The organism is Rhizobium sp. CB3171, assembly GCF_029714265.1.
GTDB lineage: Bacteria > Pseudomonadota > Alphaproteobacteria > Rhizobiales > Rhizobiaceae > Rhizobium.
In genome coordinates this window covers 3329307-3355123 of sequence record NZ_CP121652.1, presented here as the reverse complement: position 1 = coordinate 3355123, position 25817 = coordinate 3329307, and the positions used below count along the sequence as shown (strand labels likewise).

The window sequence follows — 25817 nt, the reverse complement described above, 5'->3', positions numbered from 1 at the left end:
GCCATGACGGACGAAAAGCAGCCATCTTCCGGTTCGCGCCAGCGCATCGACAAGTGGCTGTTCTTTGCCCGCATGGTAAAATCCCGCTCGCTGGCGCAGGTCTATGTCCAGAACGGCAGCGTGCGGGTGAATGGCGAGCGGGTCGTTCAGCCGAGCTACGGCGTCAAGGCAGGCGACCGGATCGAGCTCTCGCTCGAGCGGCGCGACGTCGTCCTGATCGTGCGTCAGCCGGGAGCGCGCAGAGGTCCCTTTGAAGAAGCGAAGCTGCTTTATGAGGATCTGACGCCGCCACCAGATGAGACAAAACGTCTCACTCCCTTCGAGCAGGCGCTCCGCGCGCCGGGCAGCGGACGGCCGACGAAACGCGACCGGCGAGCTATAGACCGGCTGACCTCCGAGGATGATTAGAAAACTCTGCTCGAACTCCATGATTTTGGGACTGTTTATCCCTTGAAATTGGCCGGCAAAGTCGATACCTCACGGTCAACCCGCTGGTAACCGGCCGGTCGGCATGCCTGCGCATAGCGCATACGCCTGTCCGCCGGCTTCCGAGGGAAAAGCGTGACGTTCCAGGTTGCGCATCCGCGGAAAACGAGAGACATCCCTGGAGTGCTTCATGACATACGTCGTGACCGACAATTGCGTTCGCTGCAAATACACCGATTGCGTGGAAGTCTGCCCCGTCGACTGCTTCTACGAGGGTGAGAATTTTCTCGTCATTCATCCCGACGAATGCATCGATTGCGGCGTTTGCGAGCCGGAATGTCCCGCCGAGGCGATCAAGCCCGATACCGAGCCGGGCCTCGACAAGTGGCTGAAAATCAACGCGGATTATGCCTTGATCTGGCCGAATATTACGGTCAAGCGCGATCCTCTCCCGGAAGCCAAGGAAATGGACGGCGAACAGGGCAAGTTCGAGAAATATTTCTCGACCAACCCTGGTTCGGGTGACTGATTGAGGGCCGTGACAGGCCGTCGATAAAGGTGTAGTCGATAACGCTTAAAGACGAATCATTGCCGTTGGCCGCCGGAGCGGTCGACGTGGCCGTTTTGGTGTGCGTAAAGCAAATTATTGATTTAGTCAGATTTTTGTGATAGCTTCCTCACACTGATCCACTGCGGCATTTCGCGTGCCCCAAACCATCACGAAAGCAAGTAACAAATCCGTACGCGGTTTCCTTGACATATCAACGTTTTGAGTTGTCGGGTCTGGGATCGCGATGAACGGATTTCTTTTTGCACGCGTCTGGCTGGACCAGGATGAAGTCACCCCGACGGTGCTTCCGTCTCAACCGGGCCTGACTGACCCGGCCCCGGCTCATGCTGGGTGCGTAACAGGGAGTTTTTGAAAAGAATGACGATCCAGCAGAAAAAACCTTCAGCAGCACGCCATGGCTTCAAGACCGGCGAATCGATCGTATACCCCGCTCACGGTGTTGGTACGATTACCGCGATTGAAGAGCAAGAAGTCGCAGGCATGAAGCTTGAGCTTTTTGTAATCGACTTCGAAAAAGACAAGATGCGTCTGAAGGTGCCCGTGGCCAAGGCCATGAGCATCGGAATGCGTAAGCTTTCCGAGACTGATTTCGTCGATCGGGCGCTTAAGGTTGTTCAGGGCAAGGCTCGCGTCAAGCGTACCATGTGGTCGCGCCGCGCCCAGGAATATGATGCCAAGATCAATTCCGGCGATCTGATCTCAATTGCCGAAGTGGTTCGCGATCTCTATCGCGCCGAGAACCAGCCGGAGCAGTCCTACTCCGAACGTCAGCTCTATGAAGCTGCGCTCGATCGCATGGCGCGCGAAATCGCCGCCGTCAACAAGATGTCCGAGACCGAGGCCGTTCGCCTCGTCGAAGTCAATCTGAACAAGGGCCCGAAGCGCGGCAAGGTCGTCGAAGAAGACGATTCCCAGGACGAAGCCGCATAAGGCCGGAAGCTCACATACCACGTCAAAAACCCGGCCTTCGAGCCGGGTTTTTTCTTTGGAACCTTTTTTGGTCTGATGCGTTTAGGTTTCGTATTTGCGGCTGGTGCGCGCTTTCTCGTTATCAGAGTTTCTCGCCCAGCCGTTTCCCTTAACGTTCACGAGGACCGGACCCCATGCGTTTTGATTGGAAATTTCCCGGCGATCGGAAGTCATTTCCTTCGCCAGGTCATTTCGGAGAAGCCGAATTAGACCCGTAACACCGATCGTCGGATATCCGGAGATCGGCCTCCAATTGCATTCCATTCATAGATTTTCACCCGCGCAGCGATGTCGGGAAGCGATGTTTGCTGTCTTTTCCGTTGACCGTAGCACAGAGACGATTTTGGGGCAGGATTAGGGGATATGCATATGAAGAATATGTCTGCAGATCGGCGTATGATTAAGATCGCGATGGCCGCTCCCTATCTCGGCCGGGACGAAGAGCACGACCTCGCCATCCGCTGGAAGGATCACGACGACCGCGGCGCTCGCAACAAGATCGCCACAGCCCACATGCGCCTCGTTATTTCGATGGCGGGCAAATTCCGCAATTTCGGCTTGCCGATGAGCGACCTTGTACAGGAAGGCTATGTAGGTCTCCTAGAGGCGGCGGCAAGGTTCGAACCGGAACGGGAAGTACGATTCTCGACCTACGCAAGCTGGTGGATCCGCGCTTCGATTCAGGATTATATCCTGCGCAACTGGTCGATCGTGCGCGGAGGCACGAGCTCGGCGCAGAAGGCGCTGTTCTTCAATCTTCGCCGCTTGCGGGCCAAGCTCGCCCGGGGCAATACCGGCGTTACGGTGCAGTCGATCCATGAAGAAATCGCCGTCGCCCTCGGCGTCAGCCTTGCCGATGTGCAGACCATGGATGCGCGCCTCTCCAGCAATGATGCATCCTTGCAGGCGCCGTCGATTTCCGGTGACGCCGAAAGCGCCGAGCGCATGGATTTCCTGATCAGCGACGAGCCTCTGCCCGACGAACAGGTCTCCAACATGATCGATGGTGAGCGCCGCCGAGTCTGGCTGGCTTCCGCCTTGAAGCACCTCAACGAGCGTGAAATGAAGATCATCCGCGCCCGTCGCCTGGTGGAGGATGGTGCGACGCTGGAGGAGCTGGGCGCTGATCTCGGCATTTCCAAGGAACGCGTACGTCAGATCGAAAGCCGCGCCATGGAAAAACTCCGCAGCGCTCTGGTCGACGCCGATCCGCGTATGGCGAGTTACGCTTGATAAAAACCTTCTCCCCATGGGGGAAGGATCAGGTGCCAGCAAAAAGGCAGCTTTTCTCGATAACGCCCTCAAGCCGCGCTGTGCGCGGCCTTTTCGTGCTGGGGCGAAGATGCGCGATCCAATTATTCGGAAATAATCTTGACCCTGTCGCCGGGCGCGACGTTTGCGCCCGTTGGCAGGGCGTTGATCAGTTTGAAGAGATCGAGTTTGCGGTCGGTGCCCATCATGCGGGCGGCGAGCGTGGTGATATTATCGCCTGCCTTGACCGTCACGACGCGCACGCGCAGCGGCTTCAGTGATGAGGCTTCCTCCGGCGTCATGTGCCGGAAGCTTGAGCGAAGCACGTCGGCCGTCTGCTGCAAGGCGGTCGTGTTGCCTTTTGGCACGGCCGTCAGGAAGCGGAAGATTTGCGAGCGGTCGCGGATGACGGTGACGTCGAAATCCCAGCGATCGGCCGAGGCGCGCGCGGTGGCCGCCTCCATGCCGTTGACGGTGATGGCCCGGATGGTCGAGGGATCGAGACCGGTGACCCAGCCGCTGGAAATATAATTCGTCAGGTTCTGATTCTGATTGTCCGCTACGCCGTCGAAGCGGACGGCGATATCGCCGGGGCCGGTCGCCATGACCGCCTCGACCTTGTTGTCGATGTGGAAATCGGGCGGGACATCGAAGCGAATGCCGAGACCGCCGTGCAGGAAGGTCTGGCCACGCACATAGCCTTCTTCCGGGCTGTCGCCATAAAGCAGGCCGTCGATGCCGTTGAGGTAATAATCGCGGCCGGCATCGCCGACCTTACCTTCCTCGCCGAATTCACGGGCATGCATCTTGGCAAGATCGATGCGCTGCGGCGTGCTCGGATGGCTCGATAAGAAGTCGAGGCTCTGGTCTGCGTCGGAATTAGCCGTCATGAAATGGCTGTAGTCTTCCATCGCATTGAGGAAGCGGGCTGCCGCATAGGGATCGTAGCCGGCCTGGCCAAGCGTGCGGATGCCGATCTCGTCGGCCTGAAGCTCCTGCTGGCGAGAGAAGGCGGCAAGGCGCAGCTTGCCGCGGGCGAGGGCTTGCTTGCCGGCAAGATCGCTCGACAGAACTTCGGAGACAACGCGGCTGGCGATGACTTCAGCCTCTTCTCGCTTCTGGCGCTCGATACCGTGATTGGCGGTGACGTGCGCCATTTCATGCGACAGCACGGCGGCGACTTCCGAGGCATCGTTGGCAAGCGCCAACAGGCCGCGCGTGACGTAGAGATAGCCGCCGGGCAGCGCGAAGGCATTGATCGACGGCGAATTCAGAATGGTGATGCGATAGGATTGCTGCGGATTTTCCGACACGCTGGTCAGTGCGCCGGCGATGCGGGCGACCAGGCGCTCGGTCCTGGCATCCTTATACTCGCCGCCATAGCTCGCCAGAATGCGCGGATGCTCGCGGGCGCCCATCTGCGCGCGCGGATCGTTCTTCTGTACTTCGGAAACGATCTGCGGGCTGGACGATGGCGAAACATTCGGCTGGTAGGATTGATCCAGCACCGACTGACAGCCGTTGAGCACCGCCGCGGCAATGAGGACGGGGGCCAAGCGGCGCGCGTGGGCCGCGACAGTCCTGCTGATCCTTCGTCCTGCGTAGTCGCTCTGCTTCAGTGCCTGTGTCCCACTCATCTTACTGCCATGCCGGCCGGACGCCGAACCCGGTTGATCATGACTAGGCAGATCATCGCCGCGTTTCGTCAAAGGTTGCATCCACTCCGATCGGACCTGAGTTCGTCCGGGTGGTCTCTGCCCTTTGCTGTAGCCGATTTCGGCAGCAGTTGCATAGCGAGACTCCGTTTAAATGTGGCAGCGTTGTATTTTGGCAAGCATATGCCAGGACTTTCAGCCGTCCGCCGCGACGAAATTAAGGCAAAACCGGCAGCAAAATGCTGCGTCGCATTCAATGTTGCAAAAATGTGGTCAGTGCCGGAATGCCGTCTTGCGTCAAAAAACGCTCGATGGGAGCTGAAAGCGGAACGGTTCCGCCATCGATGAAGACGGCATGATCGGCAAGACGGCGAACTTCAGCCGGGTCGTGCGAGACGATCAGCACCGTATTGCCAGTTTCGCGGTGAAGCTCGGACAAAAGCTCCGCCATGCCGGAGCGCAGGCCGGGATCGAGCGCGGCGAAGGGCTCGTCGAGCAGCAGGATCGGCTTGTCGCGCACCAGCGCCCGTGCGAAGGCCGCACGTTGGCGCTCGCCGCCGGAAAGGGTGCCGGGCTTGCGTCTGTCGAAGCCGGCAAGCCCAACGCGTGTCAGGGCTCCCGAAATCCTTTGCCGGTCGTCCACCGAGAGTTTCAGCGACGGGCTGATGCCAAGCCCGACATTGGTGAAGAGATCGAGATGGGCGAAGAGGTTGTTATCCTGGAAAACTAGCGATACCGGCCGCTCGAAGGGATGCAGCCTAGTGACATCCTGCCCGGCAAGCATGATGCGGCCACGGTCGGGCGTCTCGAAGCCGGCGAGCAGATTGAGGAAGGTGGATTTGCCCGATCCGGACGGGCCGGTAATAGCGATGATCCGGCCTTGCGGCAGTTCGCAATCGAAGCGGAAATCATGGGTGCCGAGCCGCAATTCGACCCCGGTCATTGTGATGCCCCGTTGTCCCGTGCGCTGATTATCGGTCATTCCGCCTGCCTTCGTCCTCATGCCTGCCTTGACCGGCCGTGCCGGCGACAGTCAGGAGTAGACATATCAGCCCCAGAATGAAAGCAAGTCCGTCCGCATCGTTGGTGCGATAGCTGCCGAGCTTGCTGTAGACCAGCCAAGGCAGTGTCACCAGGCTATCGGAGCCGAAGAGAGCGACGGCGCCGAGATCGCCGAGCGACAGCGCCATGGCGAAGGAGAGCGCCGTAAAAAGCGGCTTGCGCAGGCCGGGCCAGTCCACTAGCCGCAACCGCGCGAGGCCCTGAAGACCGAGGCTTGCGGCCAAACGTTCCGTGCGGCGACGATGGACAGCATGGGCCGGTTCGATGACGCGGATGACAAAGGGAAGCGCCATCAGGGCGTTGATGGCGACGATCAGAAGCGCCGCAAATCGGGCGGGATCGCCAAACAGCCTCAGCGCCAGGAACCATCCGGTCGCCAGCACGATCGGCGGCACCAGCAAGACGAGGGAGGACGTGCCGCTCAAGGCGAAGGCGAGGGCGCCCAGGCCCGGCGCTTTCCGGCGTTCGGCCGCTATCGCCGCGCGGGCGCGGATGATGGCGAAGGAGATGAGGACCGCCAAAATGCCGGCGGCAAGCGCGATTGTGAGGCTGGTCAAGGCCGCCTGCAGGAAGATCGCCTGGCTGACGAGCCTCAGAAGATCTGCCTTGAGGCCGGTGACGACCACCGAGGCGAGCGGCAGGCCGATGAATAGGGTGGCGAGCAGGAGCAGCGTGCTGTCGGCCAGTTTGGCGGCGGGCACTGTTCCATCGATGCGCCGCACGGCGCGGCCTGCCGTCAGCCCGTGATCGTCCGGCGCTGGAAGCAAGGCCATGGCGCCGAGAATGGCGGCGGTCACCACGATTTGCAGAAGGGACAGGGCTACGGCGCGGCCGGGATCGAAATCAAAGCGCAATGCTTGATAGATCGCCACCTCGAGCGTGGTCGCGGCCGGGCCGCCACCGAGGATCAGCACCAGCGTGAAGCTGGTGGCACAGAGCATGAAGATCAGGCCGGCGATGCCGGGAATGAGGCCGCGCAGCACCGGCCATTCGATGAAACGAAAGACGGAGGCGGGGCGCATGCCGAGGCCACCGGCCATTAGCCAATATTCCGCCGGCACGCGTTCCAGCCCGGCGAGCATCAGGCGGGCGGCGAGCGGCAGGTTGAAGAAGACGTGCGCCAGCAGGATGCCCGTCAGCCCGTAGATGCTGACCGGCTGCGCCAGGCCGAGCCCCGTCAATAGCTGGTTGAGAACGCCCTGACGCCCCCATATGCCGAGCAGGCCCAGCGCGCCGATCAGCACCGGCAGGCCCATGGGAACGGCCATCAGGCGGATGAGCCAGAGCCGGCCGGGAAAGCGAGGCTGCCGCGCCAGCGCGCGGGCGACCGGAATGGCGAGGGCGACAGAAAGTAGGGTGGACAGCGTTGCCTGCAGCAGGGTGAAGCGCAGCACGCGCAGAAGATAGGGATCGGTGAGCGGATTGCCGTCGGCGGATTCGATGCCGGCGGCAAGCAGGGTGACGATGGCAAGGCCGATGAAAAACACGATACCGGCGAGGCTGAAGGCCCCGCCGGCGATGGCATGTCTTTTCTCCGGCGCCGTCAGCAGCATCTCGGCATCAATTGGTGCTGGTGGCGGCCAGCCATTCGTCGATCCAGGCCTTGCGGTTCTTTTCGACCACATCGGGGCTCATCAGGAAGGTCTTTGACGGGACGACCAGCTTGCTGAAGGCATCTGGCAGCGGCTCGGACGTCGCCGAGACCGGCATCATCCAGTTATTGGTCGGGATGGTGTCCTGAAAGCCGGGCGAAACCATGAACTTCAGGAAGTCGCGGGCAAGCTCCTTGTTCGCCGACGACTTGATCGGGCCGGCAACTTCGATCTGGATGTAGTGGCCCTCGGAGAAGGCGGCCGCCTGATAGCGGTCGGTCTTGTCTACGACCATATGATAGGCCGGCGACGTCGTATAGGAGAGCACCATCGGTGCCTCGCCCTTGGTGAAGAGGTCATAGGCTTCCGACCAGCCGGGGGTGACGGTCAGGATGCGGCCCTTGAGCTTCGTCCAGGCATCGGCCGCCTTGTCGCCATAGACCGACTTGACCCAGAGCAGCAGGCCGAGGCCCGGCGTCGAGGTGCGGGGGTCCTCGATGACGATCTTCTGCGACGGATCGCCCTCGACCAGATCCTTCAGGCTCTTTGGCGGATTCTTGACCACCTGCGTATCGTAGACGACGGCGAAATGGCCGTAGTCATAGGGGACGAAGACGTCGTCTTTGAAATCGCCCGGAACCTTCAGGCCTGATGTGTCGATGCCACTGGCGTCGAACAGGCCAGTGTCCTTGGCCTCGTCGACGAGGTTGGTGTCGAGGCCGAGAACGACGTCCGCTTTCGTGCCCGTGCCTTCCAGCTTCAGCCTAGAAAGCAGCGCCACGCCGTCGGTGACGCTGACGTAATTGACCGTGCAGCCGCAGGTCTTCTCGAAGGCGGCCTTGACCTTGGCGCCCGGACCCCAGTCGGCGGTGAAGCTTTCATAGGTGTAGATGGTGAGCGTCTTGTCGGCGGCTTCGGCGCCCGGGGCGGCGAAAAGCGTTGCGCCGGCGGCGAGAGCCAAGCCGGTAAACAGTGACAATAGCGATCGGTTGGGCATGACAGCGCCTCCTCGTTGGTTTCGTTTTGAACGGGAAAAGGGCGCCATGATTTTGTCACGCGTCTAATCCCTCCGCCGGTGTTAGCCGGATCAGGTTCCGCGGGTTGGCCGGTGAAAGCCTCTCAGCCAGATGTCTTCGAAAGACATAAGGCACCCCGTTAGAGCGTTGGCAGGTTTATTCCTGTGACGAAGCGATGACAAGGGGAATGATTCCCCTGTCGATTGCAGTACGTTCGTTTTACTCGGCCGCGTGCGCAGCCGCCTGGCTGTCGAGCTTCTTGGCGGCGCCGGGCAATTGCACGTTCTTCAATGAGATCGCCGTCAGCAGGCCGAGGAAACAGATGGCGGCGGCCGTCATGAACAGTGGGCTGAAGGCGCTCGCATAGGTATTGGCAACGCTTTCGCGCGTGGCGTCCGGCAGGGCCGCCATCATCTTCGGCGTCAGTTCCTCGATATTGGCGACACCGGGGATGGAAACGCCGATATTGCCGAGCTTGGCGGCGATGATGGCGCCGTAGATGGAAATGGCGATCGAGGCGCCGCCCATGCGCGAGAGCGTCACGGCGCCGGTGGCGGCACCGACGTCGCGGCTGGCTGCGGCATTCTGCACGCCAATGACCGGGACTTGTTGTGCCAGGCCGATGCCGATGCCATGCAGCAGCATCAGGGCGCCGATGAAGACGATCGGCGTGCCGGCGTGAACATGCGCCAGCGTGGCGAAGGCGATGGTGCTGCAGGCGGCGCTGGCGATGGCGAAGGGCTTGTAGCGGCCCTTCATCGAGATCAGCCGGCCGGCCGAAAGCGAACCGCAGACGATGCCGCCGGTCAACAGGATGAACAGCAGGCCCGCCATGGATGGCGACAGGCCGGTCGTCGTCTGCAGGAAGAGCGCGAAATAATTGACCATGCCGATTGCCACCGCGCCGCTGGTGACCGAGCTGATCAGCAGCAGGCCGAAGGTCGGGTTGCGGAACAGTGTCATCGGCACGATCGGCTCCGGCGCGCGACGTTCGACGAAAACCCAGGCCAGCGCACAGAGCGCGCCGAAGGCGGTGATCCCGAGGCATTGCGGCGAAAGCAATGAGCCGAAGAGCTCCGTGCCGTCAGCGGCAAGCACGATGCTGGTGGTCGTCAGCGCAAGGAGGAGCGCGCCGGCATAGTCGATCTTCGGCTTGCGGGCGGGTTTGCGGTACGGCAGCATGAAGGCGAGGCCGGCCAGAACGATAAAGCCGATCGGCAGGTTGACGAGGAAGATCGAGCGCCAGCCGAAGAGGTCGCTCATCGTGCCGCCGAGAACGGGGCCGATGGCGCCGGAAGCCATCAGCACCAGGCTGGAATAGCTCTGATAACGGGCGCGTTCCCGCGGTTCGAAGAGATCGGCGTTGACGGAGAAGATCGAGACCAGAATGCCGCCGCCGCCAAGGCCCTGCAGCACGCGGGCGGCGATCAGCGTATTCATCGATATTGCAAGGCCGCAGACCGCCGAACCGACGGTGAAGATCGCGATCGCGGTCATCATCACATATTTGCGGCCGAAAAGGTCACCGAGCTTGCCGTAAACGGGCATCGAGGCGGAAAGGGCCAGCAGATAGGCCGAGCCGATCCAGCCGAAGCGTTCCAAGTGCCCGAATTCTCCGACGATGGTCGGCAACGCCGTCGATACGATCTGGTTGTCGAGGGTTGCCATGAACATGGCGGTCATCAGGAAAAAGAAGAGAATCAGCCGGCGGCGATGATCCGCCACGAGTGGCGCGGGCGTGGTCTGCATATCCATGGAACGAGAAATCCGAGCTTGCCCGAAACGCTATGCGCTCGACCGAACGCATGGGAACGCCCCGGTTCCTGAATGCGGAACATGGCGTTTTCGGACAGGTCTTCGAAAGCGAATGTTCCGGAACAATATATGTGCTATCAGCATATAACTGTCAATGGCAAGTGAATGCTGTTTGCATATTTTAATTCCTATCCGTCTCTGATATGTTGGAATGATGACATCAGCGACGAACACACGAGAAGTTGAAGCCTCACCGCTGCCCGAAGATGAAAACCGGTTGCGCATCGGGCAGGTGATGACCCGCATGCGCCTGATGACCGGCCGCCGCATGATCGGTCGGCTTGCCATCCAGAACGTTGCGCCGGGCCTGGAGCTTTCGCATCTCGACGTTATCGATGCCGTAAGGCGCGCGGAAGAGGCCGGCGAAGTCACGGTCGGGACCATCGCCGACATCCTGCGCATCGATCCATCGCGGGCAAGCCGCATCGTCGCTGATATGGTCGCCCGCGGCGTTCTGCGCCGCAAAGCCTCGCAGGCGGATGCGCGCCGCATCGTGGTCGTGCTGACCGCGCTGGGCCAAAGGCTGCTCGCCGAAATCCAGGCGCAGAAATTTTCGGTCATCGAGAGCATCATTGCCGACTGGTCGACCGAGGACATCGAGACTTTCTCGCTGCTGTTCGATCGGTTCGTCAGCGGTTACGAGCAGGTTTTCCAGGCGCGCATCAAGGAAACAGACGGCTGAACGGCTGACACCGCCGTTCTTGCCAACAGCGCTCTTCCCTTAGGACGCGTCTTTGCGCTATGGGCTTGGCACATGAGCCAATCCACCACCTTCACTATCCTTCTTGGCGGCGAGCTTCGCCTGACGGACCGGCTGCGCGCGGCGGTCGCGGGCAGCCGTTTCATTGCGGCAGATGGCGGCATGCGCCATGCCGTGGCGCTCAATGCGACGCCCGAGCTCTGGGTCGGCGATTTCGACTCGACGCCGGCGGATCTGCACGGTGCATTTCCGGATGTGCCCAAGCAGCCCTATCCGGAGGCAAAGGCAGCGACGGATGGCGAGATTGCCGTATCGGAAGCGATCAATCGCGGTGCGAAGCGGTTGATCCTCGCCGGCGCCATGGGTGGGGAACGTTCGGATCATGCGATCCAGCATCTGCTCAATGGCGTTCAGCTCGCCGAAAAAGGTTTCGACGTGCTGCTGACCTCGGGCGATGAAGAGGCCGTGCCGCTGCTGCCGGGCGACTTGGAACTGGCGCTGCCGGCCGGCTCGCTGTTTTCCATTCTGGGCTTCAGCGACTTGAAGGGTCTCTTCATTCACAACGCCCGCTATCCCCTGCGCGATTTCCATCTGCCCTTCGGCGCGTCGCGCACCATTTCCAATGTGGCTGAAGGTACTGTGCGCCTTTCGCTCGGCAGCGGCAGGGCGATCGTCCTTGCCCGCCCCTATGATCTCAGCGGAGTCTGATCTTGGCCCCTCCCATTCTGAAACTCGACGACATCTTTCTGAGCTTCGGCGGCGCGCCACTCTTGGCCGGCGCCGGGCTGCAGGTCGAGCCGGGCGATAAGATCTGCCTTGTCGGCCGTAATGGCTCCGGCAAGTCGACCCTACTCAAGATCGCCGCCGGCCTCGTCGAGGCGCAGTCCGGCGAAGTGTTCCGTCATCCGTCGTCGACAGTGCGCTATCTCGAACAGGCGCCGGACTTTGCCGATTACAAGACGGTGGCCGCCTATGCCGAAGCCGGGCTCGGACCGGGCGACGACCCTTATCGCGTCACCTACCTGCTCTCCCATCTTGGCCTGACCGGCGAGGAGGATCCGAAAAACCTCTCGGGCGGCGAGGCGCGCCGTGCCGCTCTGGCCCGCGTTCTTGCGCCGGAACCGGATATCCTGCTGCTCGACGAGCCGACCAACCATTTGGATCTGCCGACCATCGAATGGCTGGAAGGCGAGCTACAGAAGAGCCGCAGCGCCCTGGTGCTGATCTCGCACGACCGGCGTTTCCTGGAAAAGGTTTCGACTGCGACCGTCTGGCTTGATCGCGGCACGTCGCGGCGGCTCGATCGCGGCTTTGCGTTTTTCGAAGCCTGGCGCGACCAGGTGCTGGAAGCCGAGGAGCTGGAACAGCACAAGCTCGGCAAGGCGATCGAGCGCGAGGAGCATTGGCTGCGCTACGGCGTGACCGCGCGGCGCAAGCGCAATATGCGCCGCCTCGGCGAGCTGCAGGACATGCGCGCCCGCCATCGCGGCCACAAGGGGCCGCAGGGCACGGTGCAGGCAGCGGCTGCCGACGCGCAGGAAAGCGGCAAGCTGGTGATCGAGGCGGACAAGATCACCAAGACCTATGACGAGCGCGTTATCGTCGCGCCGTTTTCGATTCGGGTGCATCGAGGCGACTGTATCGGTCTCGTCGGTCCGAACGGTGCCGGCAAGACGACGCTCCTGAAGATGCTGACCGGCCAATTGGCGCCGGACAGCGGGACCGTCAAGCTCGGCACCAATCTGGAGATCGCCACCCTCGACCAGAAGCGCGAAGACCTCAATCCGGAGGATACGCTCGCCAACTACCTGACGGACGGCCGCGGTGAAAACCTGCTGGTCAATGGCGAGCAGCGGCATGTCACCGGCTATATGAAGGAGTTCCTGTTCCAGCCGGAACAGGCGCGTACGCCAATCAAGAATCTTTCCGGCGGCGAGCGTGCCCGGCTGATACTGGCGCGTATCCTGTCGCAGCCGACCAATCTCCTGATCCTCGACGAACCGACCAACGATCTCGACATCGAGACGCTGGACCTCTTGCAGGAGATCGTCGCCGGCTTCAACGGCACCGTTATCCTCGTCAGCCACGACCGTGATTTCCTCGATCGGACCGTGACCTCAACCATCGCACCTGCCAATCCCGAAGAGCCGGACGGCCGCTGGATCGAATATGCCGGCGGCTATTCCGATATGCTCGCCCAGCGCAAGGGCGCAATCGAGGAGCGCAAGCGAGCCGAAAAGGCAGCCGAGAAGCCGAAAGCAGCAGAGACGCAGGCAGCCACCGCTGAAGCTTCGAAGGGTAAGGGCAAGCTCTCCTACAAGCAGAAATTCGCCCTGGAAAATCTGCCGAAGGAAATGGCGAAGGCCGAGGCTGACATCGCTGCCCGCGAAAAGAAAATGGCCGATCCCAACCTCTTCGCCAAGGATCCGGCAAGCTTCAACCGCCTTGCGGCCGAGATGGAAAAGCTGCGCGACAGCCTGACGAAAATGGAAGAGGAATGGCTGGAGCTCGAGATGCTGCGGGAAGAGCTGGAGGGCTGAGGCGCGGTTCAAACCGTGTCATCAACCTTTCATAGCCATCGGTATATTAAAGAAAACAGATGGTTGCAGCCGGTGCTATTCCCTGTTGTCGAATTCGATAAACTGTTTATACATTGTGTTGAAAGTACCAGACTAGAGCATCCTGCTTTCAGGTAAATATCCCCTCCAAGCGAACAGATGCTCCAGATTCAAACGTCCAGAGCGCCCCTTCTGCGTTTAAACCAACGCACGGCGTTCCAGAGCTGGAGGACGCCGCGGATCGTCAGTCATCCGCGACGCATTGAGAAGTCCGAAGAGATCTGACGAGATTCCGCCGCTGGCGGTGTAGGTCCTTCGCGGAAGGCTGCAGGCAGACATCATGAACGCTTGACGCGGCAGTTTTTGCCGTGGGTGATTTATTGGTCAGGGGGTTCCTTCATGCCGATGACGCTGGCGCGTGTCGCTTTCTTAAGCTGTGCAATTGCTGTTCTCACGGGATCTCAGGCGCTAGCGCAAAATGCGCCGCCCGCGGCACCGGTGACGGTCGCCAAGCCCGTGGTCCGCGATGTCATCGACAGCGATGAATTCATCGGCCGCTTCCAGCCGGTCGATGAGGTCTCCGTGCGCTCGCGCATCGGCGGCTATCTGCAGGAGGTGCATTTTCAGGACGGTACCATAGTCAAGCAGGGAGACCTGCTTTTCGTCATCGACCAACGGCCCTACGTCAACGCGCTGAATGAAGCCACGGCTTCCCTCGAAGTCGCGAAGTCGACACTGACGAATGCCGATGCGCAATTTCAGCGCACGCAGGCATTGGCGGGTACCGGCAGTTTGTCCGCATCCAATCTCGACGATCGCCGCCGTGATCTGATCTCGGCGCAGGCAAATGTCCGCGGCGCGCAGGCGGCTGTCGATCGTGCCTCGCTCGACATGGAATATACCAGGATCACTGCGCCGCTCAGCGGCCGCATCGACCGGCGCCTGATTTCGGTCGGCAATCTCGTCCAGGCGGACCAGACCGTTTTGACGACCATCGTTTCGCTCGATCCGATCGACTTCTATTTCGACGTCGATGAACGGCGGCTGCTTTCCTATGCTGATGAGGCGCGCAAGAACGGCAGTGTTCTGCAGCAGGGCGGCGGCGGCCTCGATGTCACCGTGATGATCGCCGACAATCGCCAGCAGCCGTTCAAGGGCAAGCTCGATTTCGCGGAAAACCGCGTCGACAACCAAACCGGCACGATCCGTGTGCGCGCCCGCTTCCCCAATCCGAATCTCGTCTTGCAGCCCGGCCTTTTCGGGCGCATCCAGGTCGCGGGTTCCAATAGTTACAAGGCGGTCCTTGTTCCCGACGAGGCCATCGGCGCCGATCAGGATCAGCGCGTCGTCTACGTCGTCGGTGCCGATGGCAGCGTTACGCCGAAATCCGTGCGGCTTGGGCCGAAGCTTTACGGCTACCGCGTCATCCGCAGCGGCATGACTGGCGACGAAACCATCGTCGTCAACGGGCTGATGCGCATCAGGCCCGGCGTCAAGGTTGCACCGCAATTGGTCCAACTGCCGCCGGATGCGACCAACGAGGAGGCGCCGACACAGGCATCGGTCCAGGGGTCGGACCAATGAGATTTTCCCATTTCTTCGTCGACCGGCCGATTTTCGCGTCGGTCCTTTCCATCGTGCTGCTGATCGTCGGCGGCATCGCCTATTTCCAGCTTCCGGTCGCGCAATATCCGGAAGTGGCACCCCCGACGATCGTGGTGCGAACCTCCTATCCGGGTGCGGATTCGCAGACCATTGCCGATACGGTGGCGACGCCGATCGAGCAGGAGGTCAACGGCGTCGAGGACATGCTCTATATGTCCTCCTATTCCAGCGCCGACGGTTCGATGTCGCTGACCATTACCTTCAAGCTCGGCACCGATCTCGATAAGGCGCAGGTTCTGGTCCAGAACCGCGTCTCCATCGCCGAGCCCCGCCTGCCGGATGAGGTTCGCCGCATCGGCATCACCACGGTCAAAAGCTCGCCTGACCTGATGATGGTCGTGCATCTGCTTTCTCCGAGCAATCGCTATGATCAACTCTATATCTCCAACTACGCCCGCACGCGCATCCGCGACCTTCTCGTCCGGCTCGACGGCGTCGGCGACGTGCAGCTCTTCGGCGAGCGGCAATATTCGCTGCGCATCTGGCTCGACCCCGAAAAGCTTGCCGCCTACGGCATGACGGCCGGCGATATAGTCCAGGCCTTGAGGGATCAGAACGTGCAGGTATCGGGCGGCTCGATCGGCGGGCCGCCGGTTTCGGGCACCAATGCCTTTCAATATACGGTGACGACCCAGGGGCGCTTTTCCGATGCGCGGCAATTCCGCTATGTCATCGTCAAGGCGACGGATAGCGGTCGGCTCGTGCAGTTGCAGGATGTGGCGCGCATCGAACTCGGCGCGCAGGATTACGTCACCAACAGCTACCTGAACGGCGCTCCCGCCGTTGCGCTCGGCATCTTTTCGCGGCCCGGCACCAATGCGCTCGACGCGGCTGCAGATATTCAGAAGACGATGAAGGATCTGGCACAGGATTTCCCCCAGGGCCTCGAATATCGCATCGTCTATAATCCGACGGAGTTCATCTCCGAATCGATCAACGAGGTCTATAAGACGATCTTCGAGGCAGCGATCCTCGTCGCCATCGTCGTGCTGGTCTTCCTGCAATCCTGGCGAACGGCGATTATTCCGATCGTCGCCATCCCGGTATCGTTGATCGGCACCTTCGCCTTTTTGCTGGCCTTCGGCTTCTCGCTCAATATGCTGACGCTGTTCGGCCTAGTGCTCGCCATCGGCATCGTCGTTGACGATGCGATCGTCGTCGTCGAAAACGTCGAACGCAATCTTGCGCTCGGAATGACGCCGAAAGAGGCGTCGCACGTGACCATGAACGAGGTCGGCACCGCCGTGCTGGCGATTTCACTGGTCCTCATCGCCGTCTTCCTGCCGACGGCTTTCATTCCCGGCATATCGGGGCAGTTCTACCGGCAGTTCGCGGTGACGATTTCCGTTGCGACAGCGATTTCCTGCCTGAATTCACTGACGCTGTCGCCGGCGATCGCGTCGATCGTGCTGCGCCCGCATGACCATAAGAAATCGAATAACATCTTCTCGCGCTTCGGCCGCGCTCTTGGCAACGGTTTCAACCGCGGCTTCGACCGGATGAGCAGCGGCTATTCCTGGGTCATCAGCCATCTCGTCACGACCTGGGTCGCGCTCGGCTGCGCTCTTGTCGTTTTCGTCGGGCTGCTGGGTGCGACGTGGTACATGGGCAAGATCGTGCCGCAAGGCTTCATCCCGACCATGGACCAGGGCTATGCCATCGTTGTCGTGCAGCTTCCGGATGGAGCGTCGCTCGCGCGCACCAACGCCGTCATTCAGAAGGCGACCGAGATCATCAGGAAAACGCCGGGCGTCGAAAACGCTGTTGCCTTCGCCGGTTTCAACGGCGCGACCTTCACGAATGCCTCGAATTCCGGTGTCATCTTCACGCCCTTCAAACCGTTCGAGGAGAGATTGAAGAACGGGGAGAGCGCCAGCAAAATCATTGGTCAGCTCTACGGCAGCCTGCAGGGCATCCAGGAAGCCTTCATCATCGCGATTCCGCCGCCTTCCATCCGCGGCGTCGGCAATTCTGGCGGCTTCAAGATGCAGCTTATGGACCGGGAAAATGCCGATATGCGCCGGATTCTCCCGCTGGCCTATCAGCTCATGGGCGTGGCCGCGCAGAACAAGGGGGTCAGCGGCGTCTTCACCACCTTCTCGGCCAATAGCCCGCAATATTTCCTCGCGGTCGATCGTGACAAGGCGCGGGCGCTGAACGTGCCGATCCCGAATATCTTCGAGACCTTGTCGATCAATCTCGGCACGTCCTATGTCAACGACTTCAACGCCTTCGGCCGCGTCTATCAGGTACGGGCGCAGGCGGACCAGCAATATCGCATGGACCGGGAGGATATTCTCGCTCTGAAAGTTCGCTCGGCAACCGGTGCGCTCGTGCCGCTCGGGACGCTGGTCGACATTCGGGATACGACCGGGCCGACGCTTGTCCAACGCTACAACATGTATGTCTCGGTCCCCCTCCAGGGCAATCCGGGGCCGGGGATTTCGACCGGCACCGCGCTCGATACGATGGAAGGATTGGCGAAGAACCTCCTGCCGGCGGGTACGACCTTCGAATGGACGGAGCTCGCTTATCAGGAAAGGAACACCGGCAATACAGCCGTTTATATCTTCGCGCTGTCGGTCATCTTCGTCTTTCTGGCGCTCTCGGCGCAGTATGAAAGCTGGATCCTGCCGCTGGCCATCATCCTGATCGTGCCGCTGGCGGTGCTGGCTGCCCTCATCGGCGTGCATCTGAGGGGTATGGACAACAATATCCTGACGCAGATCGGCCTCATCGTGCTGATCGGCCTTGCGGCGAAGAACGCGATCCTGATCGTGGAATTCGCCCGCCAGGCGCAGGAGGAGGGCAAGAGTGCCGTCGAAGCGGCAATCGAGGCCAGCCATCTGCGCCTGCGGCCGATCCTGATGACCGCCTTCGCCTTCATCTTCGGCGTCGTGCCGCTGATGATTGCCACCGGCCCCGGCGCGGAAATGCGCCAGTCGCTGGGTACGGCGGTCTTCTCGGGCATGCTCGGTGTGACGTTGTTCGGCCTGTTCCTGACGCCCGTCTTCTACGTCGTGCTGCGCAGGCGGCGCCGGCCGGCGGCGGAGGCTGCGGCGGAAGCGCCTTCAGCTCATGATGCCGCGGCGCAGTGACGCCGATCAGAGATGTGGATTGCGCGGCCGGTATTTTTTCACCAGCCGCTGATTGATTTCCTTGGCGCGCGGCATGTTGGCGCTGAGATAGACCGGCGGGTCGCCGTCCTTGCAAAGCTCGGCGGCGACTTCGGCAAAAACGGCATTCAGCACCGTGGCGCCGATCGCAGTTGATGCCGGCCCGACTTTCAAATCGCTGCCCGGCAGATCGATGACGGCGTCGCCAGGCGGCAGGCCGTTGTCGAAGACGATATCGGCGATATCGGCCAACCGCCGGCGGCCATTGGCGATAGCGGTGGAGTAGGCGAGGGAAGTAATGGCGATGACGGTCGCGCCGATCTCGCGGCCGTAATCGGCAGCCTCGATCGGGGCGGCGTTGACGCCGGAATTGGAGGCGATGATCAGGACATCGCCGGACTGCATGCCGTAGCGCTCGAAAATCGGCCGTATCAGGCCCTCGGTGCGCTCATAGACCGAGCTGATGACGGCGCCTTCATGCAGCATGGCCGAGCCGACCAGCACGGGGATGGTGAAGGCCAGGCCTCCGGCGCGGTAATGCACCTCCTCCGCCAGCATGTGCGAATGGCCGGTGCCGAAGACATAGACGCGTCGATCGGCGCGCGCCGCCGCGCTGATGACAGCGGCTGCCTTTGCCATCGGCTCGGCAAGCGTCTCGCGCAGGGTTTCCAGCCGGCCGATGAGGGCGGAGAAATAGCTGTCCGTGACTGCAGTCATTCCGTGCCTCTCTCGTTTGCGGTTTCAGGCCGATGGCTGGCCGGAGATCCATGTTCCGGTGACTTCGATGCCGTCATTGATGTGGACGAGATCGGCGCGTGCGCCGGGCGTCAGATATCCACGGTCGGTAAGCCGCAGGAAGCGCGCGGGATAGGACGTCGCCATGCGCAAGGCTTCTGCCAGCGGCAATTCAAGGATATTGACGCCGTAACGGATCGTCGAGGCCATATCGACATCGGAGCCGGCCAGCGTGCCGTCATCCAGCGTCAGCTTCGAGCAATAACCGCCCTTGGTGCGATAGACGGTGCGGCCGTTCAGGGTGAAGCTCGGAAGGTCGGTGCCAACCAACGACATGGCATCGGTGACGAAGAACAGTCGGCCCTCGCCGCGCTTGGCGCGAAGCGCGATGCGCAGGGCTCGTGGATCGACATGGTGACCATCGGCGATGATGCCGCACCAGGGCGCGGGATGGTCGATCGCTGCGCCCACGAGGCCCGGCGCGCGATGACCCATCTGGCTCATGGCGTTGAAAAGATGGGTGACGCCACGGGCGCCGGCGTCGAAGCGGGCATCGGCCGCTTCCGCGGTGCAGTCGCTATGGCCGATGCTGACGATGACGCCGCCTTCGTTCAGCGCCTGTACCTGGCGTGCGGTGACCTGCTCGGCCGCCATGGTGACCAGCAGGATGCCGATCGCCTCGCGGGCGCGGATGAGGGTCTTGACGTCGCTGTCTTCGACCGGGCGCATCAGTTCGGCAAGATGCGCGCCCTTGCGGGCCGGCGCCAGATGCGGGCCTTCGAGATGCAGGCCGACGACGCCGCGATTGGCCTTGACGGCCTCGGTCGCCGCCTCGATCGCCGCCGTCGTCGTCGCAGCGATATCGGTGATCAGCGTCGGCAGCAGCGCCGTCGTACCATAGGGGCGATGCCCCTCGGCGATCGTATACATGGCTTCCGGCGAAGGGCCGTCGTTCAGCATGCGGCCGCCACCGCCGTTCACCTGTGCGTCGATGAAGCCGGGGGACAGGACGCCGCCGTCAAGGCGGATCACTTCGGCATTATCCGGCACATTGTTGGCGGCGGTGATCGCCTGCACCCGGCCATTGCCGGTCACCAAGGCGCTGTCCTCGTGAAACCGTTCCCCGTCGAAGACGCGGGCGCCGGTAAAGACCTTGTAATCCATCACATGGTCTCCGTTACCTTAAGAAGATTAGCCGGCTTATCCGGATCGAATCCCTTGCGACGCGTCACGGATTCGATGAGGCGATAATAGCAGAGCAGCGACACCAGCGGGTCGAGCAAACCGTTGCCGGTGGTCGGCATGCGAAGGTTGATGCCGGGTAGCGGAGCGGTAGAGAAGGAGACGGCGGTGGCGCCGAGCTTCTGCAGGCGCTCCAGCGCCTGGGCATTGTTGGCAAAGGCGGCATCGTCGGGCGAAAAGGCAACAATCGGGAAGCCCGGCTGCACTAGCCGCATCGGTCCGTGCATCAGCTCGGCAAGCGAAAAAGCTTCGGCATGCAGGCCAGAGGTTTCCTTGGCCTTCAGGGCTGCCTCCAGCGCAATGGCGAAGGCTGGACCGCGACCGCCGGTATAAAGCGATGTGGCGTTGAAAAGCACGTCCTCGGCGGCTTTGCCGTCGATCCCCGATGTTGCTGCAAGCGCTTCCGGCAATTTGGCGAGGCCGGCGGCAAGCGCCTGGTTTCCCGAGATCGCGGCGGTGACGCCGGCGAGCGCAGCGACGGAGGCAATGAAGGATTTCGTGGCGGCGACGCTCTTTTCCGGGCCGGCGTTGAGACCGAGCACGATATCGGCTTCCTTGGCGAGCGGGCTGTCGGTGACGTTGACGACGGCGATCGTGGTGGCACCACCTTGCTTGGCGGCGGCCTGTAGCGCGATGATGTCGGGGCTGCCGCCAGATTGCGATACGGTGAAGTGGATGCCGCCCTTCAGGTGCAAGGGGGCGCCGTAGACCGAGGCGATCGACGGACCCACCGAGGCGACGGGTACGCCATGGGAGATTTCGAAGAGATATTTGAAGAAGGTGGCGGCATGGTCGGAAGACCCGCGTGCGGCCGTGGTGATCACGGAGGGGCGGGTAGAGGCGAAGAGCTTTGCGATCTCAGCAAAGACGGGCTTTTCTTTCTCAAGCAGCGCCGCGACAACATCCGGCGACTGGCCGGCTTCCGTCAGCATCAGGGATTGGGTCTCGCTCATAGGTCATCTCCAATTCTCAATTCGGCAACGAAATCATAGGCATCGCCGCGATAATGCGAGCGGGTGTATTCAACGACGCGCTGGTCTTCCAGGCGTGAAATACGTTCGATCAAAAGCGCGGGCGCGCCGGCTTTGACGTTGAGGATCGACGCGGAGGTCGGATCGAGCGTCACGGCTGTCAGCCGCTGCAAAGCGCGAACCGGCCTGAAGCCGTTTCCAGCCAGCGCATCATAGAGCGAACCCTCGGAAACCGCATCCTCGCCGACGAATTTGATCGGCACGACGGCGCGCTCGATGGCGAGCGGCTGGCCATCGGCCAGGCGCAGGCGATCGAGCCGCAGCACGGGCTCGTCCTGGCCGAGACCGAGCAGAAAGGATTCTTCGGGGGCCGGCGTGCTGACGCTGCGCGACAGGATCCTTGCCGCCGGCTCGCGGCCGCGCGAGCGCATATCGGCGGAGAAGGAGGAGAGGCGCCAGAGTGATTGTTCGATACGCTCGACGCGCTGCGACACGAAAGTACCGCTGCCATGGCGTGACTCGATCGCGCCGGAGGCCAGCAGATCGCGATAGGCGGTGCGGACCGTGACGCGGCCGACCTGCAATGCCTCGGCCAGATCGCGCTCGCCCGGCAGCGCTGCTCCCGATTTCAGCAGGCCTTCCTGGATGAGCCCGGTCAGCGCCTGCGCCAAGCGCTTGTACAACGGGCCGCTCATGGCCGCGTCGCGCAGGCCACGACTGTTCAATTCAGCGACTAAACTGGTTCTATCCATGGGTCCCTTATAGAACCTATTTAGAACCAATCTGCAAGGTGAATCTGATCTGCGGGCTAAAATTCAATCGGCTGGGCGCAGTGCGCCCGGCCGACAATTCCGTGATTGGGTACCTTCAGCTCAGTTCTTGGTGAAGATGTAATCCGTTTCCTGCCGCAGCACTTCGCCGGGACGAAGAACGGCGTTCGGGAAGCCCTCGTGGTTGATGGCATCCGGCCAGACCTGGGTTTCCAGGCAGAACCCTGCGAAGGGGCCGATCTTGCGGCCATCGTGGCCGGGAACGGGAACATCCAGCTTGAAGCCCGCATAGAACTGCACCCCGGGCTCGGTCGTGCGCACTTCCAGCGAGACGCCGGAATTGACGCTGCGCGCCAGCACCACCGAGCGCTTTGCGGTGCGTTCGGACGACAGGCAGAAATTATGGTCGTAGAGCGCCTGTTCGGCCCCATCGAAGCGCATCATCGGCGCCATTTCGCGGAAATCGAAGACAGTGTCGGCGACGGGACGCACTTCGCCCGTCGGCACCTGCTTTTCATCCGTCGGGGTATAGTGGTCGGCGGCGATCATGATGTCGTGGCCGAGCGCGTCGTCGTGGCCATCGAGGTTGAAATAGGCGTGCTGGCAGACATTGGCGAGCGTCGGCTGATCGGCCGTCGATTCATAGGTGACCGAGAATTCACCGTTGCCATGCACCCAATAGGTCGCCTGGATCGTGCAATTGCCAGGATAGCCGGCGCGGCCATCGGGATCGACGATCTTCAGCACGACGCGGTCGATGGCGTGTTCGACGATCGTCCAGTTGCGCTTGGCGGTGTTATCCTTGCCGCCATGCAGATGGGTGACGCCTTTTTCGTTGAGGTCGAGCTGATATTCCTTGCCGTCCAGCGTGAAATGGCCGGCGCCGATGCGGTTGGCGCAGCGGCCGGGCGTGGCGCCGAAATAGGAGGAATGGGCCGGATAATCGGCGAAGTCATCGAAGCCGAGCAGCAGGGACGGGCTATGGCCGTCCAGCCGCAGGTCCTGAATGACGGCGCCCCAGGTCATGATGTGAGCCGTCAGGCCGCCGCCGACGATCTTGACGCGATAGACCGTTTCTCCATCGGCCGTCGTCCCGAAAACTTCCCGCTCCAAATTGTCTTTCGTCATATCAGCTCATCCATTCCCATTGAAAATTCGAGGCCTGACCCTGCCCCCATTTGCGCCGGTCCGCAATCGGTCGATTGCGAAATTTAGGGGCGGCGGGTGGCCGATCAAGTGCCGCTCGGGTTTCTCCCAACGGCTTCGGAACAGGGAGACTGCGCCGGAAATGTGCAATGCGTACGACAGGCCGGCGAGGTGTTTTGTTCGGGTTTGCCGCGGTCTTGTGCCTAGCCATCGCCATCAAGCATGCATGATGAAGACAAGCAGGCAATCAATGTAGATTGTCTCAGCGGGACAGTTCCTTCGTCGCCCTCTCCAAACCACCAAGCGTCAGCGGGTACATCCGCTCCGCAAGCAGACGGCGGATGATTGAGATCGAGGTGGTATGGCTCCAATAGTTTTCGGGCACGGGATTGAGCCAGACGCATTTGCGGAAATGGCCGGTGATACGGCTGAGCCAGGCTTCGCCGGCCTCCCTGTTCCAATGTTCCACGGAGCCGCCCGGATGGGTGACCTCATAGGGGCTCATCGAGGCATCGCCGACGAAGACGACGCGATAGTCGGGACCGAAGGTGCGGATCAGGTCGGCCGTTGCGGTAATATCGGCGCGCCGGCGGCGATTGTCCTTCCATACGCCTTCGTAGAGGCAGTTGTGAAAATAGAAATATTCCATGTGCCGGAATTCGGCGCGGGCGGCGGAGAATAGTTCCTCGACCACACGGATATGATCATCCATCGAACCGCCGACATCGAAGAACATCAACAGTTTGACGGCATTGCGCCGCTCCGGCCGGGTCTGGACGTCGAGATAGCCGTGCTCTGCGGTGGAGCGGATCGTTCCGGAAAGATCGAGCTCTTCGGCAGCTCCTTCGCGCACCCAGCGGCGGAGCCGTTTCAGCGCCACTTTGATGTTGCGGGTGCCGAGTTCGACGCTGTCGTCGAGATTTTGAAACTCGCGCCGGTCCCAGACTTTCGCCGCCTTGCGGTGACGGGACGCGTCCTGGCCGATGCGCACGCCTTCGGGGTTATAGCCATAGGCGCCGAACGGCGACGTGCCCGCCGTACCGATCCATTTCGAGCCGCCCTGGTGCCGGCCCTTCTGTTCGGCAAGACGCTGACGCAGCGTCTCCATCAGCTTTTCGAAGCCGCCTAGCGCCTCGACCAGTTTCTTCTCCTCGTCTGTCAGATGTTTTTCGGCGAGTTTGCGCAGCCATTCCTCGGGGATCGCGACCTGCTCGGCCGGCGGCGCATCGCTGCCGACCGCCTCGACACCGCGGAAGTAATCGGCAAAGACCTGGTCGAAACGGTCGATGAAGCGCTCGTCCTTGATCAGCGCCGCACGGGCCAGATAGTAGAAGGCTTCGACGTCGTAATCGGCGATCCCTTCTTCCATCCCCTCCAGAAGCGACAGGAATTCCCGGAGCGTCACCGGAACCTTCGCTTCCTTCAGTTTCAGGAAGAAGGGAATGAACAAGTTCAGAACCTCTCTTGGCCGATCTCCTCGAGATCATAGGGCGTGGTCTGGTAGATCTCGTTGATCCAGTTGCCGAAGAACAGATGCGCATGGCTGCGCCAGCGGTTCTGCGGCGCGATTTCCGGGTCGTTATGCGGGAAATAATTGTGCGGCATCTTGATCGGCACGCCCGCGTTCACATCCCGAAAATATTCGTCCGCCAGCGAGGTGGAATCATACTCCACGTGATTGAACATGTAGAGCCGGTTGCAGGCCTGCTCGTGGACCAGACAGACGCCCATCTCGCTGGAGTCCATCAGGATCTGTAGCCCCGGCACCTTTTCGATGTCGGCACGGCGCACTTCCGTCCAGCGCGAGACCGGTATGGCGAAATCATCGGAGAAGCCGTTGAGATAGACCGAGGACGGCTTCAGGTTCTGGTGGCGATAGACGCCGAAGGCTTTTTCCTTCAGCGTATATTTCGGCACCCTATGGAAATGATAGGCAGCTGCCATCGCGCCCCAGCAGACGTTCAGCGTCGAGTGGACATTGGTCGCCGTCCAGTCGAAGATCTGCTGCATCTCGTCCCAGTAGGTGACCTCCTCATAATCCAGAAGCTCGATAGGCGCGCCGGTGATGATGAAGCCGTCGTATTTGCGGTGCTTCACCTCCTCCCAAGTCTGGTAGAAGGCGAGCAGATGCTCTTCCGATGTGTTCTTGGCCTTGTGGCCGCCGACGCGGATCAGCGAAAATTCCACCTGCAAGGGCGAGGCGCCGACAAGGCGCGCCATCTGCACTTCGGTCTTGATCTTGTTCGGCATGAGATTGAGAAGCCCGATCTGAAGGGGGCGGATATCCTGCCGGATCGCCACCGTTTCGGTCATCACCCGCACACCCTCGCTCTGGAGGGCTTCGAACGCGGGCAGCGTATCGGGAATCTTGATGGGCATCGTTATCACTCGACAAAAACAAAAAAACCGGCCGCGATAAGAATCGCTACCGGTCCGCACGCGGCCCTTTAGCGACTTTTTTAACGTGGCTGCAAGCCGGCCGGCCAAATCACCACGGGAGAAATTCAATAGACCTGCTGCCCCTGCGGGTCAATGGGCAAGCTTTTCCGGGAAAAGC

21 protein-coding genes and 2 riboswitches are annotated in these 25817 nt (G+C 61.4%); of the genes, 9 read left to right on the top strand and 12 right to left on the bottom strand.

Annotated features, from left to right (window positions below; all coding sequences use genetic code 11):
* The first annotated feature begins 3 nt into the window (after window positions 1-3).
* From QA648_RS16320 to QA648_RS16305, 4 genes are all read left to right on the top strand, one after another.
* Complete coding sequence (locus tag QA648_RS16320; RefSeq protein WP_283048072.1) at window positions 4-408, top strand: RNA-binding S4 domain-containing protein; 405 nt, start codon at window positions 4-6, stop codon at window positions 406-408.
* Between the two features lie 208 nt (window positions 409-616).
* On the top strand, window positions 617-955 hold the full coding sequence (fdxA, locus tag QA648_RS16315; RefSeq protein WP_283048070.1) for a ferredoxin FdxA: 339 nt from the start codon (window positions 617-619) through the stop codon (window positions 953-955).
* A gap of 399 nt (window positions 956-1354) precedes the next feature.
* On the top strand, window positions 1355-1927 hold the full coding sequence (locus tag QA648_RS16310) for a CarD family transcriptional regulator (protein WP_028751538.1): 573 nt from the start codon (window positions 1355-1357) through the stop codon (window positions 1925-1927).
* Window positions 1928-2335: 408 nt separating this feature from the next.
* A complete protein-coding gene (locus QA648_RS16305) occupies window positions 2336-3199 on the top strand; it encodes an RNA polymerase factor sigma-32 (protein WP_028751537.1) in 864 nt (287 codons plus the stop codon).
* 122 nt (window positions 3200-3321) lie between these two features.
* Here the strand turns inward: QA648_RS16305 and QA648_RS16300 are convergent, their stop codons facing one another.
* The 5 genes from QA648_RS16300 to QA648_RS16280 all read right to left on the bottom strand — a co-directional run bounded on the left by QA648_RS16300 (window position 3322) and on the right by QA648_RS16280 (window position 10297).
* Complete coding sequence (locus tag QA648_RS16300; RefSeq protein ID WP_283048067.1) at window positions 3322-4854, bottom strand: M48 family metalloprotease; 1533 nt, start codon at window positions 4852-4854, stop codon at window positions 3322-3324.
* Between the two features lie 271 nt (window positions 4855-5125).
* A complete protein-coding gene (locus QA648_RS16295) occupies window positions 5126-5854 on the bottom strand; it encodes an ATP-binding cassette domain-containing protein (RefSeq protein ID WP_283048065.1) in 729 nt (242 codons plus the stop codon).
* Window positions 5844-7487 carry a thiamine/thiamine pyrophosphate ABC transporter permease ThiP gene (thiP, locus tag QA648_RS16290; RefSeq protein ID WP_283048063.1) on the bottom strand — a complete coding sequence of 548 codons (1644 nt, stop codon included), beginning with the start codon at window positions 7485-7487 and terminating at the stop codon, window positions 5844-5846. Before thiP ends, QA648_RS16295 begins: the two co-directional genes overlap by 11 nt.
* Window positions 7488-7494: 7 nt before the next feature.
* Window positions 7495-8523 (bottom strand): thiamine ABC transporter substrate binding subunit, encoded by a 1029-nt coding sequence (gene thiB / locus QA648_RS16285; RefSeq protein ID WP_283048060.1) that lies wholly within the window; start codon window positions 8521-8523, stop codon window positions 7495-7497.
* Between the two features lie 50 nt (window positions 8524-8573).
* A riboswitch (TPP riboswitch) is annotated at window positions 8574-8691 on the bottom strand.
* 70 nt (window positions 8692-8761) lie between these two features.
* The gene (locus QA648_RS16280) at window positions 8762-10297 is read right to left on the bottom strand and encodes an MDR family MFS transporter (protein ID WP_283048058.1); all 1536 of its coding nucleotides are present in this window, start codon (window positions 10295-10297) and stop codon (window positions 8762-8764) included.
* 214 nt (window positions 10298-10511) lie between these two features.
* Between QA648_RS16280 and QA648_RS16275 the strand changes: the two genes are divergently transcribed.
* The 5 genes from QA648_RS16275 to QA648_RS16255 all read left to right on the top strand — a co-directional run bounded on the left by QA648_RS16275 (window position 10512) and on the right by QA648_RS16255 (window position 18378).
* Complete coding sequence (locus QA648_RS16275; protein ID WP_283051379.1) at window positions 10512-11039, top strand: MarR family winged helix-turn-helix transcriptional regulator; 528 nt, start codon at window positions 10512-10514, stop codon at window positions 11037-11039.
* A 72-nt stretch (window positions 11040-11111) separates the two neighbouring features.
* Window positions 11112-11765 carry a thiamine diphosphokinase gene (locus QA648_RS16270; protein WP_283048056.1) on the top strand — a complete coding sequence of 218 codons (654 nt, stop codon included), beginning with the start codon at window positions 11112-11114 and terminating at the stop codon, window positions 11763-11765.
* A 2-nt stretch (window positions 11766-11767) separates the two neighbouring features.
* Window positions 11768-13597, top strand: a complete 1830-nt coding sequence (locus QA648_RS16265; protein WP_283048054.1) for an ABC-F family ATP-binding cassette domain-containing protein — start codon at window positions 11768-11770, stop codon at window positions 13595-13597.
* 423 nt (window positions 13598-14020) lie between these two features.
* Window positions 14021-15199: an efflux RND transporter periplasmic adaptor subunit gene (locus QA648_RS16260; protein WP_260303985.1), complete on the top strand. Its 1179-nt coding sequence runs from the start codon at window positions 14021-14023 to the stop codon at window positions 15197-15199.
* On the top strand, window positions 15196-18378 hold the full coding sequence (locus tag QA648_RS16255; RefSeq protein WP_283048052.1) for a multidrug efflux RND transporter permease subunit: 3183 nt from the start codon (window positions 15196-15198) through the stop codon (window positions 18376-18378). The genes QA648_RS16260 and QA648_RS16255 overlap by 4 nt, the downstream gene beginning before the upstream one ends.
* A 6-nt stretch (window positions 18379-18384) precedes the next feature.
* On the opposite strand, the gene QA648_RS16250 is transcribed toward QA648_RS16255, so the two are convergent.
* From QA648_RS16250 to metA, 7 genes are all read right to left on the bottom strand, one after another.
* Entirely contained in the window at window positions 18385-19113 is a 729-nt protein-coding gene (locus tag QA648_RS16250; protein WP_104824809.1) for an SIS domain-containing protein, read from the bottom strand.
* A 24-nt stretch (window positions 19114-19137) separates the two neighbouring features.
* Window positions 19138-20295, bottom strand: a complete 1158-nt coding sequence (gene nagA, locus QA648_RS16245) for an N-acetylglucosamine-6-phosphate deacetylase (protein ID WP_283048049.1) — start codon at window positions 20293-20295, stop codon at window positions 19138-19140.
* Window positions 20295-21326 (bottom strand): SIS domain-containing protein, encoded by a 1032-nt coding sequence (locus QA648_RS16240; RefSeq protein WP_283048047.1) that lies wholly within the window; start codon window positions 21324-21326, stop codon window positions 20295-20297. Before QA648_RS16240 ends, nagA begins: the two co-directional genes overlap by 1 nt.
* Entirely contained in the window at window positions 21323-22096 is a 774-nt protein-coding gene (locus QA648_RS16235; RefSeq protein WP_283048045.1) for a GntR family transcriptional regulator, read from the bottom strand. The genes QA648_RS16240 and QA648_RS16235 overlap by 4 nt, the downstream gene beginning before the upstream one ends.
* A gap of 120 nt (window positions 22097-22216) precedes the next feature.
* The gene (locus QA648_RS16230; RefSeq protein WP_283048044.1) at window positions 22217-23242 is read right to left on the bottom strand and encodes an aldose epimerase family protein; all 1026 of its coding nucleotides are present in this window, start codon (window positions 23240-23242) and stop codon (window positions 22217-22219) included.
* Window positions 23243-23522: 280 nt separating this feature from the next.
* Window positions 23523-24710 (bottom strand): VWA domain-containing protein, encoded by a 1188-nt coding sequence (locus tag QA648_RS16225; protein WP_283048042.1) that lies wholly within the window; start codon window positions 24708-24710, stop codon window positions 23523-23525.
* 2 nt (window positions 24711-24712) lie between these two features.
* Complete coding sequence (metA, locus tag QA648_RS16220; protein ID WP_283048040.1) at window positions 24713-25639, bottom strand: homoserine O-succinyltransferase; 927 nt, start codon at window positions 25637-25639, stop codon at window positions 24713-24715.
* Window positions 25640-25687: 48 nt separating this feature from the next.
* Window positions 25688-25765: riboswitch (SAM riboswitch) on the bottom strand.
* Between the last annotated feature and the right edge of the window lie 52 nt (window positions 25766-25817).

What these genes read in the sequence shown, in the direction of transcription:
- QA648_RS16310 (WP_028751538.1), top strand. Translation starts at nt 1,355, where the DNA reads ATGACGATCCAGCAGAAAAAACCTTCAGCAGCACGCCATGGCTTCAAG.
- QA648_RS16250 (WP_104824809.1), bottom strand. Translation starts at nt 19,113, where the DNA reads ATGACTGCAGTCACGGACAGCTATTTCTCCGCCCTCATCGGCCGGCTG.
- QA648_RS16230 (WP_283048044.1), bottom strand. Translation starts at nt 23,242, where the DNA reads ATGACGAAAGACAATTTGGAGCGGGAAGTTTTCGGGACGACGGCCGAT.
- QA648_RS16305 (WP_028751537.1), top strand. Translation starts at nt 2,336, where the DNA reads ATGAAGAATATGTCTGCAGATCGGCGTATGATTAAGATCGCGATGGCC.
- metA (WP_283048040.1), bottom strand. Translation starts at nt 25,639, where the DNA reads ATGCCCATCAAGATTCCCGATACGCTGCCCGCGTTCGAAGCCCTCCAG.
- thiP (WP_283048063.1), bottom strand. Translation starts at nt 7,487, where the DNA reads ATGCTGCTGACGGCGCCGGAGAAAAGACATGCCATCGCCGGCGGGGCC.
- QA648_RS16280 (WP_283048058.1), bottom strand. Translation starts at nt 10,297, where the DNA reads ATGGATATGCAGACCACGCCCGCGCCACTCGTGGCGGATCATCGCCGC.
- QA648_RS16235 (WP_283048045.1), bottom strand. Translation starts at nt 22,096, where the DNA reads ATGGATAGAACCAGTTTAGTCGCTGAATTGAACAGTCGTGGCCTGCGC.
- QA648_RS16275 (WP_283051379.1), top strand. Translation starts at nt 10,512, where the DNA reads ATGACATCAGCGACGAACACACGAGAAGTTGAAGCCTCACCGCTGCCC.
- QA648_RS16240 (WP_283048047.1), bottom strand. Translation starts at nt 21,326, where the DNA reads ATGAGCGAGACCCAATCCCTGATGCTGACGGAAGCCGGCCAGTCGCCG.
- QA648_RS16295 (WP_283048065.1), bottom strand. Translation starts at nt 5,854, where the DNA reads ATGACCGATAATCAGCGCACGGGACAACGGGGCATCACAATGACCGGG.
- QA648_RS16260 (WP_260303985.1), top strand. Translation starts at nt 14,021, where the DNA reads ATGACGCTGGCGCGTGTCGCTTTCTTAAGCTGTGCAATTGCTGTTCTC.
- QA648_RS16255 (WP_283048052.1), top strand. Translation starts at nt 15,196, where the DNA reads ATGAGATTTTCCCATTTCTTCGTCGACCGGCCGATTTTCGCGTCGGTC.
- QA648_RS16320 (WP_283048072.1), top strand. Translation starts at nt 4, where the DNA reads ATGACGGACGAAAAGCAGCCATCTTCCGGTTCGCGCCAGCGCATCGAC.
- thiB (WP_283048060.1), bottom strand. Translation starts at nt 8,523, where the DNA reads ATGCCCAACCGATCGCTATTGTCACTGTTTACCGGCTTGGCTCTCGCC.
- nagA (WP_283048049.1), bottom strand. Translation starts at nt 20,295, where the DNA reads ATGGATTACAAGGTCTTTACCGGCGCCCGCGTCTTCGACGGGGAACGG.
- QA648_RS16270 (WP_283048056.1), top strand. Translation starts at nt 11,112, where the DNA reads ATGAGCCAATCCACCACCTTCACTATCCTTCTTGGCGGCGAGCTTCGC.
- fdxA (WP_283048070.1), top strand. Translation starts at nt 617, where the DNA reads ATGACATACGTCGTGACCGACAATTGCGTTCGCTGCAAATACACCGAT.
- QA648_RS16300 (WP_283048067.1), bottom strand. Translation starts at nt 4,854, where the DNA reads ATGAGTGGGACACAGGCACTGAAGCAGAGCGACTACGCAGGACGAAGG.